Source organism: Bacillus sp. JK106 (assembly GCF_053663355.1).
Window position 1 is genome coordinate 457485 of record NZ_JBSJQC010000001.1, and the last position, 13645, is coordinate 471129.

17 protein-coding genes and 1 pseudogene are annotated in these 13645 nt (G+C 45.7%); 14 read left to right on the forward strand and 4 right to left on the reverse strand.

Annotated elements, in window-relative coordinates; translation table 11 throughout:
• Positions 1-187: 187 nt before the first annotated feature.
• From ACWJJS_RS02405 to ACWJJS_RS02460, 12 genes and pseudogenes are all read left to right on the forward strand, one after another.
• Positions 188-331: a hypothetical protein gene (locus ACWJJS_RS02405; RefSeq protein ID WP_003151259.1), complete on the forward strand. Its 144-nt coding sequence runs from the start codon at positions 188-190 to the stop codon at positions 329-331.
• A 215-nt stretch (positions 332-546) separates the two neighbouring features.
• The gene (locus tag ACWJJS_RS02410; RefSeq protein WP_070082498.1) at positions 547-1293 is read left to right on the forward strand and encodes a YveK family protein; all 747 of its coding nucleotides are present in this window, start codon (positions 547-549) and stop codon (positions 1291-1293) included.
• Entirely contained in the window at positions 1280-1969 is a 690-nt protein-coding gene (locus tag ACWJJS_RS02415; protein ID WP_014305982.1) for a CpsD/CapB family tyrosine-protein kinase, read from the forward strand. Before ACWJJS_RS02410 ends, ACWJJS_RS02415 begins: the two co-directional genes overlap by 14 nt.
• A gap of 45 nt (positions 1970-2014) precedes the next feature.
• Positions 2015-2779, forward strand: a complete 765-nt coding sequence (locus ACWJJS_RS02420) for a tyrosine-protein phosphatase (RefSeq protein WP_369614453.1) — start codon at positions 2015-2017, stop codon at positions 2777-2779.
• Between the two features lie 199 nt (positions 2780-2978).
• The gene (locus ACWJJS_RS02425; protein ID WP_077722963.1) at positions 2979-4304 is read left to right on the forward strand and encodes a UDP-glucose dehydrogenase family protein; all 1326 of its coding nucleotides are present in this window, start codon (positions 2979-2981) and stop codon (positions 4302-4304) included.
• Between the two features lie 63 nt (positions 4305-4367).
• A complete protein-coding gene (locus tag ACWJJS_RS02430; RefSeq protein WP_278071373.1) occupies positions 4368-5156 on the forward strand; it encodes a YwqG family protein in 789 nt (262 codons plus the stop codon).
• Positions 5157-5435: 279 nt separating this feature from the next.
• Complete coding sequence (locus ACWJJS_RS02435; protein WP_003151273.1) at positions 5436-5870, forward strand: coiled-coil domain-containing protein; 435 nt, start codon at positions 5436-5438, stop codon at positions 5868-5870.
• Positions 5870-6130 (forward strand): YwqI/YxiC family protein, encoded by a 261-nt coding sequence (locus tag ACWJJS_RS02440; RefSeq protein WP_007614257.1) that lies wholly within the window; start codon positions 5870-5872, stop codon positions 6128-6130. The genes ACWJJS_RS02435 and ACWJJS_RS02440 overlap by 1 nt, the downstream gene beginning before the upstream one ends.
• 19 nt (positions 6131-6149) lie before the next feature.
• Entirely contained in the window at positions 6150-7967 is a 1818-nt protein-coding gene (locus ACWJJS_RS02445; protein WP_454023281.1) for a T7SS effector LXG polymorphic toxin, read from the forward strand.
• A gap of 4 nt (positions 7968-7971) precedes the next feature.
• On the forward strand, positions 7972-8523 hold the full coding sequence (locus ACWJJS_RS02450; protein ID WP_454023282.1) for a hypothetical protein: 552 nt from the start codon (positions 7972-7974) through the stop codon (positions 8521-8523).
• A 75-nt stretch (positions 8524-8598) separates the two neighbouring features.
• Positions 8599-9241, forward strand: a pseudogene (locus ACWJJS_RS02455) (hypothetical protein).
• A 103-nt stretch (positions 9242-9344) separates the two neighbouring features.
• On the forward strand, positions 9345-10061 hold the full coding sequence (locus ACWJJS_RS02460) for an endonuclease V (RefSeq protein ID WP_454023283.1): 717 nt from the start codon (positions 9345-9347) through the stop codon (positions 10059-10061).
• An 85-nt stretch (positions 10062-10146) separates the two neighbouring features.
• On the opposite strand, the gene ACWJJS_RS02465 is transcribed toward ACWJJS_RS02460, so the two are convergent.
• Positions 10147-11028: a LysR family transcriptional regulator gene (locus ACWJJS_RS02465; protein ID WP_278071369.1), complete on the reverse strand. Its 882-nt coding sequence runs from the start codon at positions 11026-11028 to the stop codon at positions 10147-10149.
• A 122-nt stretch (positions 11029-11150) separates the two neighbouring features.
• Here ACWJJS_RS02465 and ACWJJS_RS02470 point away from each other — a divergent pair, with 122 nt between their 5' ends.
• Together ACWJJS_RS02470 and ACWJJS_RS02475 are read left to right on the forward strand one after the other, a co-directional pair.
• Complete coding sequence (locus tag ACWJJS_RS02470) at positions 11151-11696, forward strand: flavodoxin family protein (protein ID WP_070082492.1); 546 nt, start codon at positions 11151-11153, stop codon at positions 11694-11696.
• The gene (locus ACWJJS_RS02475) at positions 11693-11911 is read left to right on the forward strand and encodes a hypothetical protein (protein ID WP_070082491.1); all 219 of its coding nucleotides are present in this window, start codon (positions 11693-11695) and stop codon (positions 11909-11911) included. The genes ACWJJS_RS02470 and ACWJJS_RS02475 overlap by 4 nt, the downstream gene beginning before the upstream one ends.
• 26 nt (positions 11912-11937) lie before the next feature.
• Here ACWJJS_RS02475 and chrA read toward each other — a convergent pair whose 3' ends face one another.
• Genes chrA through ACWJJS_RS02490 form a run of 3 tightly spaced genes read right to left on the reverse strand, consistent with a single transcriptional unit; the run spans position 11938 to position 13551 of the window.
• A complete protein-coding gene (chrA, locus tag ACWJJS_RS02480) occupies positions 11938-12474 on the reverse strand; it encodes a chromate resistance efflux protein ChrA (protein WP_052586801.1) in 537 nt (178 codons plus the stop codon).
• Positions 12471-13061, reverse strand: a complete 591-nt coding sequence (chrB, locus tag ACWJJS_RS02485) for a chromate efflux transporter subunit ChrB (RefSeq protein WP_025853576.1) — start codon at positions 13059-13061, stop codon at positions 12471-12473. The genes chrA and chrB overlap by 4 nt, the downstream gene beginning before the upstream one ends.
• A gap of 13 nt (positions 13062-13074) precedes the next feature.
• A complete protein-coding gene (locus ACWJJS_RS02490) occupies positions 13075-13551 on the reverse strand; it encodes an Lrp/AsnC family transcriptional regulator (RefSeq protein ID WP_003151298.1) in 477 nt (158 codons plus the stop codon).
• Positions 13552-13645 lie beyond the last annotated feature (94 nt).

Here is a 13645-nt window from a genome sequence, read left to right on the forward strand (position 1 = left end):
GAGTCACAAAATAAAAAGATTCCAATTCCTCTATTATATCGCAACACATGGCCCGGAAAAAGTTTTTCCTAAAAAAGGACATAAAAACCCGAATGTGTCGAATGATGTATTAGAGATTGCAAAACAGCACCCGACAGCATATAATAATCTTGTTTTCAATTTAATGGAAGCCGAAAGGAAACGAATGATGAAGAAAACGAAGTTAGATCAAGAGGAGTTTCTGAAGATTTTAATGCATGCGCACGACATCGGTGAGCAGTCCTCTGAGATGACCACAAAAGAAATGCTTGAGAATTTGATTTCTTATATTAAAAATGGATATGCAACATAAAATCCCGCAGGCTCTTGGCCGCGGGATTTTTTAATCTTCCTGTGACACCAGCATTTAAAGCGCTTACAAATATAAATCAGATTGAAGTGATTGTCTATTTTTGTCGAATTTTGTCATTTGAAAAGGTTAGAAATGACAGTTCAAAGCTGTATAATCGTAATTGGAAAAGATCATTGGAGGGAATGGGAATACACGGAAAGTGATATGGAGGTTATATGGGAGAATCTGCAAGCATAAAGGAAATATTCGCAATACTGAGAAAGCGTCTGCTGTTTATACTTATTATTACCGCGGCGGCATCTTCCGCAGGCGGTCTCATCAGTTTCTTCGCTCTTACGCCGGTCTATGAAAACTCAACTCAAATTTTGGTCAGCCAATCCAAAAACAATCAAAAAGAAGTCCAATTCAATGACGTTCAAACCAACCTCCAATTAATCAACACGTATAATGTCATCATCAAAAGCCCGGTCATCCTCGATGAGGTGATTAAACAGCTGCATCTGTCCATGACTTCGAAAGAGCTGGAATCGAAAATCACGGTATCCAGCGAGCAGGATTCACAAGTCGTGACGATTGCCGTTCGGGATACGGATGCTAAGCGGGCGGCCGTTATGGCAAATGCGGTTGCATCCGTTTTTCAGGACAAGATCACCGCCATCATGAACGTTGATAATGTCAGCATCCTTTCAAAGGCCGAAGCGTCGGACAGCCAGTCACCGGCAGAGCCTAACCGTAAGCTGAACATCGCGATTGCGTTTGCCGCCGGACTTTTGGGCGGAATCGGTCTCGCCTTTTTGCTGGAACATCTGGATAATACGATCAAATCGGAAGAACAGCTGGAAGCGCTGCTCGGCATCCCGATCCTGGGAACGGTTACTTCAATCAGTACAAAAGACAGCGTTGCCAAAAATGTGAGGATGGCGGAAACCAAACAAGCGGGAGGCGGACATGTTGACGCGTAAAAAAGACAAACCCGGAAAACGAAGCGTGATTGCGATGTCTGAGCCGAAATCCATCAACTCAGAACAATATCGCACGATCCGCACAAACATTGAATTTTCTTCCGTTGATACGGAGGTGAAGTCCCTTTTGATCACATCCGCCGGTCCGGAAGAAGGAAAATCGACAACCGCGGCCAACCTTGCCGTCGTATTTGCACAGCAGGGGAAAAAAGTGCTTTTAATTGATGCGGATCTGCGCAAACCGACGGTTCATTTCACCTTCAAATTGGATAACGGAACCGGATTAACGTCGCTGCTGTTAAAACAGCTGCCGTTTCAGAAAGCCGTCCTGCCGGCTGATGAAGCAAACCTGGATATTTTAACGAGCGGGCCGATCCCGCCCAATCCGGCGGAGCTTTTATCGACGGGTGCCATGAAAGATCTTCTGTCAGAAGCAGCCGCAGTTTATGATAAGGTGATTTTGGATACGCCTCCCGTTTTGGCCGTAGCTGATACGAAAATATTAGGCAGCTACACTGACGGGGCCATTATGGTGATCTCAAGCGGGAAAACGGACAAAGAAAAAGCGGCCAAGGCGAAAGAAGCGCTCGATTACTGCCCGTGCAAGCTCCTTGGGGCCGTTATGAACGGGAAGAAACAAACGAAACATTCGGACTACGCCTATTACGGACAATAATGTCACAATGGGCGCGGTCCATTCTTTTTAAGGAGGGGTTGAAATATGATAGATATCCATTGTCACATCCTTCCTTCCATAGACGACGGCGCGGCGGATGATACAGAAAGCCTGAAGATGGCGAGAGAAGCGGTCAGACAGGGGATTGATACGATCATCGCGACGCCGCATCATGTGAAATACCGCTATGACACGGATCGGCATACGGTCAACGAAGCGGTCAGCCTGTTAAACAAACGTTTGAATAAGGAAGGCATTCCGCTGACTGTTCTGCCCGGCCAGGAAATCAGAATAGACGGAGATCTGCTGGCAGGTCTTCAAAGCGGCTCGCTTGCCCCGCTCCATAATACAAAGTATGTGCTCGCGGAATTTCCGGCGGATCATGTCCCGGCCTACGCTGAAAGGCTGTTTTATGAACTGCAGCTGAACGGATATGTCCCCGTCATCGCCCATCCGGAGCGGAACAGGGAAATTCGCGAAAACCCTTCCGTCCTTTACAGTCTTGTGAAGAAAGGGGCGGCCGCCCAAGTGACGGCCGGCTGCATTGCCGGAGCATTCGGGCGGAAAGCGAAATCCTTTTCGCTGCAGCTGATGGAAGCGAATTTGATCCACTTTCTCGCATCTGACGCCCATAATCTCGGACCGAGGAATTTTTATTATCAGGAGGCGCTCGGCGTTCTGAAAAAAGAAGCAGGGGCGGAGCTGATTTACATGCTCGCGGAAAATGCGGCGCTTCTCGCTGAAAACAAAGCCGTTTATAAGGAACCTCCGCTGCCTGTGGCCCGCCGTAAGCGCTGGGGTCTTTTTTAATCGTCGTCTCCATCCCGTTTAAATGAAGCGTAAGCGGCTGTTTTGCAAGATGATTCGTTTATGCTTATGCTATTATCAGCGGCCGGCGCCGTTTTTTCCTATCATGGCCTCAGGCTTCCGGCATTCCGCCGGCGCCGGGATCATATGATAATAACGGTAAGCTGCCCAGCAGCAATTTCTAAACGGTTGGGGGAACACGATGAAAATAACAGTGATCGGAACAGGCTACGTCGGTCTTGTGACAGGAGTGTCTCTTTCAGAAATCGGCCATGACGTAACATGCATAGATATTGACGAACGTAAGGTTGAGCAGATGAGAAAGGGATTGTCCCCTATCTTTGAACCGGGCCTTGAAGATATGATGAAACGAAATATCGGCCGGCATCGGCTGGCATTTGAAACGAGCTACGAAAAAGGGCTTGCGGAAGCGGACGTTATTTTTATAGCGGTCGGAACGCCGCAAAAAGAAGACGGGCACGCAAACCTTACTTATATTGAAAATGTCGCCGAACGGATTGCCGAACATATTTCTAAAGATGCGATCGTCGTGACAAAAAGCACGGTTCCCGTGGGAACGAATGACAGGATCAGCGAAGTTATTCATTCACGGCTGAGAGCGGACGTGAACATTTCAATCGCCTCGAATCCGGAATTTCTCCGTGAAGGTTCGGCGATTCACGATACCTTTCACGGCGACCGCATCGTGATCGGGACGGAAGACCGGCAGACGCGGGAAACGCTTGACCGGGTTTTCGCGCCGCTTGCGATTCCGGTATATCATACGGACATCAGAAGCGCTGAGATGATCAAATATGCGTCAAACGCATTTTTAGCGGCAAAAATCAGTTTTATTAATGAAATTTCTCATATATGTGAAAAAGTCGGTGCGGATGTGGAATCAGTCGCACACGGAATGGGATTGGATAAACGGATCGGCAATCAATTCTTAAGAGCCGGCATCGGTTACGGCGGTTCCTGTTTTCCGAAGGATACAAACGCCCTCGTGCAGATCGCGGGACATGTGGAGCATGATTTTGAATTGCTGAAGTCCGTCATTAAAGTCAACAATAACCAGCAGTCCATGCTGGTTGATAAAGTGCTGAACAGGCTGGGCGGTGTGACGGGGAAAACCATCGCGTTATTAGGGCTGTCTTTTAAGCCGAATACAGATGATATGCGGGATGCCCCGTCCATTGTCATTGCGGATCGTCTGGCGGCTCTTGACGCCCGGATGACAGCGTACGATCCGATCGCTTCATTCCGGGCTTCCGGGCTGCTTCCGGCTGCGGTTTCCTATCGGGAGTCCATAGAAGAAGCCGTCAGGGGAGCGGATGCCGTCCTGATTCTGACAGATTGGGAACAAATTAAACACTTCCCGCTTGAAGCGTACAAAGAGCTGATGGAAACCCCGGTTATTTTCGACGGGAGAAACTGCCACTCGCTTGAGGAAGCGGAACAGGCGGGCGTGGAATATATCTCAATCGGAAGAAGAGCCGTCGTGCCTCAGACTGATTCTGTCACTTGAAAGGCCGGCGGTCCGCGCCGGCCTTTTATCATACAATCATTAGAGACGAAGGAGATATTAATCGTGGAAAACACATGGAAATTGCCGAAGCAAATGGAATCATCCCGCGGTCTGCTGGAAACGTCAGCACGGCCCTTTATCAAACTGCACGTCAAAAAAGCTGAAACGGGACGGTATGACAGTAAAATCGCCGGAGACCCCTATTTTCCGAAACATGAACCATACCCTGAAGATGAAAGCGGCAGGCCGATGAAACTTCTCGCCCAAATCAATTTTGCGGATATGCCCCGACTACCTGATTTTCCGGACACCGGCATTCTTCAGTTTTACATATCGGTCAGTGATGACGTATACGGTTTGAATTTTGACGACGGGTGCGCGCAAACGGGTTTCTCCGTCAAATATTTTGAGCATGTGACAGATCGGGAAGAGGAGCTCATGGATGATTTTTCTTTCGTTCAGGTTGAAGAGGAGTACGATTTTCCGATTCAATCCGAAGCGCTGATCACCCCTGAGCTGTCTGCTGAATGGGTGCTCCCGTCTGATTTTCAATTCAGGCAGTATGCCGGGATGGATGCCTTCGACTATTTCGAGCAGTTTGACGATGAGGTGTATGACGAATATACGGCGAACGCCTTCGGCCATAAAATCGGCGGCTATGCGTCCTTCACCCAGGAAGATCCGCGGTCTTATTCCCATCAAAACCATACGATTCTGCTCTTGCAAATTGATTCAGATGATGACATTGATTCGATGTGGGGAGATGTGGGAATCGCCAATTTCTTTATCAGACCGGAAGATTTGAAGAAAAAAGATTTCTCAAACGTTTTGTACAACTGGGACTGCAGTTAACGACAGTATTAGAATCATGATACAAGGCAAAGGAGACGGTTAATCACTGTCTCCTTTTTTTAGGGAATTTATCATGGATACATAGAGGAGATCAATGAATGGATATGCCGTTTATGTGAGTCTTTTGGCGTTAATGGTGAGCATCTCGGCTGCTGAAAATAAGTCATTTAACCTATTTAAGCTGCTTTCTGTCTATTTTAAAATATAATATATGGAAATATAGTATGGAAAAGTCTGTGCTTTTTGTACGACTTTTTGCGTAAGACGAGGTGAAAACAGATGAGCCATTCAAGCACATTAAGCCATATTAACAGCACGATCAGCCATAAACTGGGCGAGATCGAACACCAAATTGATAAATTAAAAGAAGCGAAAAGAGAGATAGAATCTCTGCAGGAAGAGGGCGTGTCTGAAATCAGAGACATCCTCAGGCCGCACCTGGATCATCATTGGACCGGCACTTTTGCTGAAGAATTTGATGACCGGCGCGATCAGGCCCATACAGAAGCATACAGAATCGTCACAGACAAATACGACGGTTATATTTACCGAATCGGCTTAAAGATGACACAGCTTGAAATTGAAAAAGGAGGGCTCCTTGCCGCCAGAAGCATCGCGAGAGAGGCAGAGCACCTGCTGACGCTGGGAGAAGAAGCCCTTGACACGGTCGGAGAAAAAATACAATCAATCAAAAAAAGCTGGAGTTGGTTTTAATGGCAGAAATAAAACTCAAATACGGAGCTGTCATGAAGCAGCTTGAATCCGTCAGCAGCGCTTTGGAGGCCGTTTCTATCGGGAACGCCGGTTCAAACGGAAAAAACAAGCTCGACTATACCTCCAAATACCAATCACGCGAGGCAAAGCTTGTATCGATGATCAGCGAATACAAGCAGGCCGTTCATAAGAATATCGCGGACGTTAAAGACAACGTAGATTCTTTGAAGGAACAGGACGAGGCGATCGCCGTAAAATAACGAAAGAAAGGACTTGCCGATGAGCAAAGTGTTTGAATCACAATCGTTAACGGACGAAGCAGATAAGAGAAAGAAACAATACGAAGCCCTTGAAGAACAGCTGCGTGCGCTCAAACAAGCCTTTCAAGGCGTGGCCGATCTGGGTGATGCTTTGAAAGGGAAAGGCGCAGACAATATAAAAGATTTTTTTCAGGGACAAGCGGAAATCGCCGACAGCTGGCTGACGCTTGTCTCTGCTCAAATTGCGTTTTTAAATGGCATTTCAGGTGACATTAAAGATCAAGAACTCAGCGATTCATATGCGGAGACTTCGTTTTTAGAGCATGAGCTGCCCAATGCGGATTTGAGAGCTTCAGAGATTGTCTCCGCTCATAAAGCAGAAATCGATTCGATTTTGTCTGGCATCAGCGATATTATTCATCTCGATACATATACGCTGGATGATTACGCAGATAAAATGGGTGATGCCCAGAAAACCAGACGTGACACGATCACGGCAGTCGATACGCTTGATGAATCCCTGACCGCTGAATATCAAAACTTAGAATCTCTGGACAACGCAGTGCTCAGCAAATATTCCGTTCTCATGCAGGCCACCAGCAACGGGAAAAGCGCCTCCCCTATGTACTATGACAAAAAAGCCTTCCACAGCAATGAAATCTACAAAAGCGTCATGGCGACAGAAAAACAGGGCACGGACTATATTGACGCAAAAGCCCAGCAGGCCGAAGCAAGACGGCTTCAGGAAAAGGCTGAAGAAGAAGCCAATAAACCATGGTACGAAAAAACATGGGACGGCATCTGCAACTTTACCGGCGAAGTCACCGGCTATTATGATTATAAAAGAGCAGCCGAAGGCGTTGATCCGGTGACCGGCGAAAAACTCTCCACCGCAGAACGCGTCACAGCAGGAGCGATGGCCGCCGCCGGATTCATACCGGTCGTCGGGTGGGCGGGCCGCGCTTTCAAAGGCGGAAAAGCCATTTACAAAACCGGAAAAACCGTCATTGCCGCAGAACATGCTTTAGATGCCTATAAAACCGGAAAATCCTTAGACATTCTCAAAATGACAGAAATGGGCGCATACGGCCTCGTCGCCTCAAACGGATTCTCAGAAGCCGTCACAGGCAGAGATATGTTCGGAAATAAAGTGTCTGAGGACAAACGGAAGCAAGGAGCGCTGGAAGCTGCGCTGAGTTTGGTTGGTGCCGGCGCACTGGCGAAGCATGTAAACAAAGGCATACCGCTTGCAACCCATTCAAAAGTTCAAAAAGCTAACAAGACACTAGAAAAAGTTAAACAATTCAAAGTCCCGACAAACGTCCGCGTGTACGCAGAACGCCCAGTAACAGCGAACGGCTTTACGTACGGATTCCCAACAGTCCGTGTCGATGTGGAAAAGACGGCTGTTAAAGAACTTGGGATTGTGAAGATGGCTAGTAGCCAGTCAAAAAAACCAAAATGGTTGGAAAAACCTGAGGGGATGACTCAAAATGATTATGTTGCTCATAATGGTACTAACTACAGTAAAAAGAAACGGACTGAAGAATACAATGCTGCGCTAGCTGATAGAGAGAAGATAGTTGGAGACAATTCAAATGGATATCGTTTAAAAGAACCAACTAACTGGATGGAAGAAAGAGGTATGATACAAATAAAAGAAAGATTAAAAAGAAAATCTTGGACAGATAGAGATGGGTTTAATTGGCAATGGGATTCCCAGCATGGTAAATTAGAAAAGTGGAACCGCAGAAGAACAGAGCATTTAGGAGAGTTTGATCCTGTAACTGGTAAGCAGACGAAAAAAGGCGAGCCTTCAAGAAGATGGGATGGTTAAAACTATGGAACATGGAATCAGATTTATTAATGAATACCCTGAAATCGGTGAATTGCTTCATCGTCTATTTGTGAATAGGGAATTAGACGAATGGTACAAGAGCAAATGCGCAGAGAAAATAAAAGTACCTGATGAATTTAATCAAATAAAAGGTTTGAAAAAAATTGAAGTTAGAGATTTAGACAATCCTTCAGGAGAAATTGATATCCATTTGCAAGATCTTTCTGGGGAAAATGGTTTTCATTTAGAACAGCAAATCAATATGAAAGTATCTAAATTGGTTCCTGTTTATGTATTAGATTATAGTTATTCCCTAAGACACGATTTAATAGATGGCGCTTATGACATTGTAGGAACCGCTGAATCTTTAGAATTCATTCAGGGAACGAACTATATTAATCAAATAATGCAAGAGAAAGGGTTTATCGAACTCAGTTATTTGTATGATTACTACGATACTGTGTATGAGTGGAGTGAATTGCCACATATACAGCCTTTCAACAGGAGATTAACATTAGGAGATGCCTTGTTTACTGATGTATTAGAATTGCTATAGTTAAGAGCTTGCCGTGTTGTTATCGGCAAGTTTTTTTATAATAATTTAACAATGTGGAATACGAGGAGAAGCAGGATGGACAGAGACCATATTTCTCAATTGCTGCCATTAAAAATCTGTAATGGCTGGTCTGTAGTACTGAACAATTTAAGTTCAGAAAAAAGAATGCGAGAAAAATATGAATTACTAAAACTACAAAATGAAAAACGTAATGCTGTTATTAAGGTAATATTTGAAAATGATCAATACCATGTCATAGTAGCGGGCTTAAAAACAGATAAGATTTATGAAGATGAATCTTTTAATGAAATAGAACAATTATTGGAAGAGTTAGAATATCAAATCTGGACTGTGGGAAATGGGGTTTTAGAGGGTTTGCAGCAGCTAAGCCAACATGTTCCCAATTTCTTAAGGCTTAAGATACCGGCGGGGTGGACTGTTGATTATATTACATTAAAAGATACTGACCCTAAAACTCTAGAGGAAAATGATGATGCTTGGTTATTTGACTTTAATCAAGATCTCCTGCAGATTTCTCATAAAACTAAAAATTTGCTGCTTGACGTAGGATGGTACCCAGAAGGGGATCCAACCGGCAGTTATGGCATTGAACTGATAAAAAACGAAGATTGGGAAAATCCTCTAGTGTACTGAACTTAAAGAATTACTTAAACAATTGGATCTTATTTTTATGAAAGAAATGAAAAATGAATATTAATAAAAAGCAGATTATACTATTTGCTTTTTTCAATGAAGCATAAGGAGTCTTCGCTAGATCGACATGCAGGACAATTGAGCGCGAAGAGAGGAAAACAAGTGAAATGAAAATACATCAAATTCACGATTTTGAACAAAAAGATGAATCAGATTTTATTCGAACACAACAATCCCTTATACATAAAATCAACCTATCCCCCGTCATCCATCCAGACTCCGTCAATACATGCGCAGGCGTCGACCTTGCTTATTGGGAGCAGGACGGGGAACCGTACGGAGTGTGCAGTATGATCGTGATTGACGCTGATACAACAGAAGTGATTGAAAAAGTGCACAGCATGGGGAAAATCAGCGTGCCGTATGTGTCCGGTTTTCTTGCGTTTCGCGAGCTGCCGCTGATCATCGAAGCGGCCAAAAAGCTGGAGACGGAGCCGGATGTGTTTTTATTTGATGGCAACGGGTATCTGCATTACAATCATATGGGCGTTGCCACCCATGCGGCTTTTTTTCTGGGAAAGCCGACGATTGGGATTGCGAAAACCTATCTTAAAATCAAAGGCTGCGATTTTGAGATGCCTGAAAATGAAGTAGGCGCCTACACCGATATTCTCATTGACGGCGAGGTATATGGCCGGGCGCTGCGAACACGGCGGGACGTGAAGCCTATCTTCTTGTCTTGCGGACATAACATTGATTTAGAAAGCAGCTATCAGATCACAATGAAAATGATCAATCGAGAAAGCAGGCTGCCGATCCCTGTCCGTCTGGCTGACCTTGAAACGCATGTTTTGCGAACGTTTTATCGGAAAAATCACGTGTAACACTTGGGGCTTTAAGCCACCAAGTGTTTTTTTGTATGCCTGGTGTCCGCTTTATTAAAAACTTTGTCGTCCTTGCAGCAGGTTTTTATTTGAATGTTTTTCGCGTCAAATCGATAAATGCCTTTAATGGTGCAGACATCCACTTGTCCTTATGCCATGCTAGTTGAGTAAAAACGGGGCATTCATTCTGCCAGTTGAGTTCTTTCATCCGTCCTTCGGCAATATCGTCTTTTACTGTCATTTCAGGCAATAGTCCAATTCCGAGTCCGGCCATCACGCATTGTTTGATGGCTTCTATGCTGACGAATTCTAATTTATTAGGGTAGACTCCGGCGTCATGTAAAGTGTTCTCAAAGAGCGTGCGATATGAACAGCCGTCCTCTGTCAGCAGAAGGGTTTCGTTTTGAAGATCCTTCAATGTTACTGGTGAGTCTGCTGGAAAAGGATGGTCATTGGCGGCTACCATTTTGATTTCATCCTGAATCAGAGATTCAACGTGCAGTGCGTCTTCCGACCGATTCACATCCAAAATGAAAGTGATATCAAGCTGGCCCTGCAAGAGCTGTTCTTTCGCTTGTTCGTTGGAAATATACGGTTTGAATATAAGCTTTACTTGAGGAAAAGCCTGTTTGAATTCTTTTATGATAGGCGGAAGGCGGTATGTGCACTGGCTTTCCGTCGCACCGATTTTCAAGGTTCCGGTTGTTTCTCTTGCTTGATTTGCGGCCATTTTTGCTTCTTCTGTTAACGCAATGATCTTCTCCGCATAGGATTTGAACGTTTTGCCGGCTTCTGTCAGGAAAAGCCGCTTGCCGAGCCGTTCAAATAAAGGAGTCCCGATTTCTTCTTCCAGTGATTTGATCTGAGAGGTAACGCTTGATTGTGCATAGTTAAGCATCTTGGCCGTTAGGGTGAAGTTTACGTGTTCTGCTGCGGTAATAAAGGTGATCAGCTGCTTCAATTCCATTTGATCTCGCCCTTTCTAAATCGGTTTTATCGATTGAAACAATCGAAATAATCATCTGTATTGATTGATGAATCCATTATATGATGAAGAAAATCATTCGTAAACAAAGGAGCAGATGCATCATGAAAATTGCGGTTATTAATGGCGGAACCCGGTCTGGCGGAAATACGGATATTCTTGCGGAGAAGGCTGTTCAAGGATTCGATGCGGAGCACATTCATTTGCGGAAATATCGGATACGGCCAGTTGAAGATCTGCGTCACGCCCAAGGCGGCTTTCGCCCTGTTCAAGATGACTGCGATTCTATTATTGAGCGGATTTTGCCGTGCGATATTCTTGTATTCGCCACCCCAATTTATTGGTTTGGCATGTCAGGGACATTAAAGCTGTTTATTGATCGCTGGTCACAGACGCTGAGAGATCCGAGGTTTCCTGATTTTAAACAGCAAATGTCAGCGAAGCAGGCATATGTAACAGCAGTGGGGGGGGACAATCCTAAACTAAAAGGGCTGCCGCTGATTCAGCAATTTGAACATATTTTTCATTTTATGGGGATGTCCTTTAAAGGCTATGTGCTGGGAGAAGGCAATCGTCCGGGTGATATTCTTCATGATCAACAGGCTCTGTCCGCTGCGAGCCGTTTATTGAAAAGAAGTGATGCGATATGAAGCTGCTGCTGGTTATCTCTGGTATATTGATTCTTGCACTCTTTCTAGCTTGGAAAGCGCCGACTTCTGTTTGGGTACAGGCTGAAACCAATTCGCCTCAGGTTCAGCAATCTGTGAGAATGGCAGGCGCAACGCTGCAAGTCAAGCAAATCATCAAGAGTGATGCAGGCGAAGAAACAGTTGTCATATCAAACGGCATTGCGGGGCCAAAATAAAAAAGCACCTGTCCAGGTGCTTTTCTTTATAAATGAGGAATCACAAGCCCTCCATACAAAAACGCCGCGATAATCAGGAAGGCCGGATGCATCTTGAATTTTGTCAAGGCAAGGAGGGAGATCCCCGCAATCACTATCGCTTGTACCCAGCCGATCGCTTTGATGCCGTCTGCGCCGATTTGCCAGGTAAGAATGAGCATCATGACGGCGATGACAGGCTGGACGGACAGCGTCATACCTTTGATGACGGGGGATTGGCGGAAGCGCTGAATGATGCGAAGCAGCACGATCAATGCGAGCGCCGACGGTACGACGGTGGCGATCAGCGCAATCAGGAACCCGGGCCATCCGCCTGCGCTGTAGCCGACATACGCCGCGATTTTGGTTGCGATCGGGCCCGGCAATGCGTTCGCAAGTGCGAGCATATTTGAGAATTGATCGTTTGAGAGCCAGCTGTATCTGTTGACGACTTCTTCAAACATCAGCGGGATCGACGCCGGTCCGCCTCCATATCCGAGTACGTTTGCGACAAAAAACGCCATAAATACATAAATCAAGATCATGAGGCAGACATTCCTTTATCTTTTGAACGTTTATTTGTGATTTTGTCCTTTAATTTAAAATGAAACGCGCCGTACGCCAAGAAAATGATAATGACAAAGCCGGGATTGATCTGTAACGTTTGCAGGCCGATAAAAGCGATGATAAAAAACAGGATGCCCGTGACCCAGCCGAAACCTTTAAGCGCTTTTTGGCCAAACTCGTACGCCATGATGCCGAGCATGACGGCGATCACCGGTGTTACGGCGCCAATCATGCCGGCAACGATTGCTGAGCGGCTTAAGACATTGACAGCCGCAAACAAGCCCGCCATAGCGAGACATGTAGGCAGAATATGTGCGAGGGTTGCCGCGATTGCGCCTAACGTGCCTTTCAGCTTGAAGCCCAGATACGCCGCCATTTTTGTGGCAATCGGTCCGGGAAGCGCATTAGCGATCGCTAATATTTCTCCGAATTCATCATCATCTATCCATTTGTATTTATTGACGGCTTCATGGCGGATGAGCGGGATCACCGACGGGCCGCCTCCGAATCCGAGAATGCCCGTTCGGACCATCGCCGCCGTAATGTCCCAATAGGGATGTTTCATGGCTATGTCCTCCTTACAGCTTCATGCCCGTTCTGCTTTTATACCGTTTAATCAGCATTTGGCAGTCGACGCTGACGACGCCTTTTTGCGTATAGAGCCGTTTTGTCAAAAACTCTTCCATCTCCTGATCATTTGCGAAAATGCCGTGCATATGCAGCTTGCTCGGTCCGGTCATATGATAAAGGCTTGTCACCGCCGGCTCCTTTTCAAGCTTTAATGCGGTTTCCTCCAAATACTGCGGCTCCACCTCCACGTTAAAAAACACGGACACATGACGGCCGATTTTCGCCGGGTTGATGACAGCGGTGAATTTTTCAATCACACCGGCATCCAGTAAATGCTGAATGCGGTGCTGAACCGCCACTCGCGACAGGTTAACCCGCTTTCCTAAGTCTGTATAGGAAATCCTCCCTTCCTCGTGCAAAATCGAGAGAATCTGTTTATCCGTTTCATCAAGGACAAGATTCGGAATGCTGTACTCATGTTCCAACCGGCTTCACCTTCCTTCATTTGGTGGATATTATTGTATCATGAAATGTTACGGTATGAAGGAGAAATTTTTTTAATGTTTTCGTTACGTAATG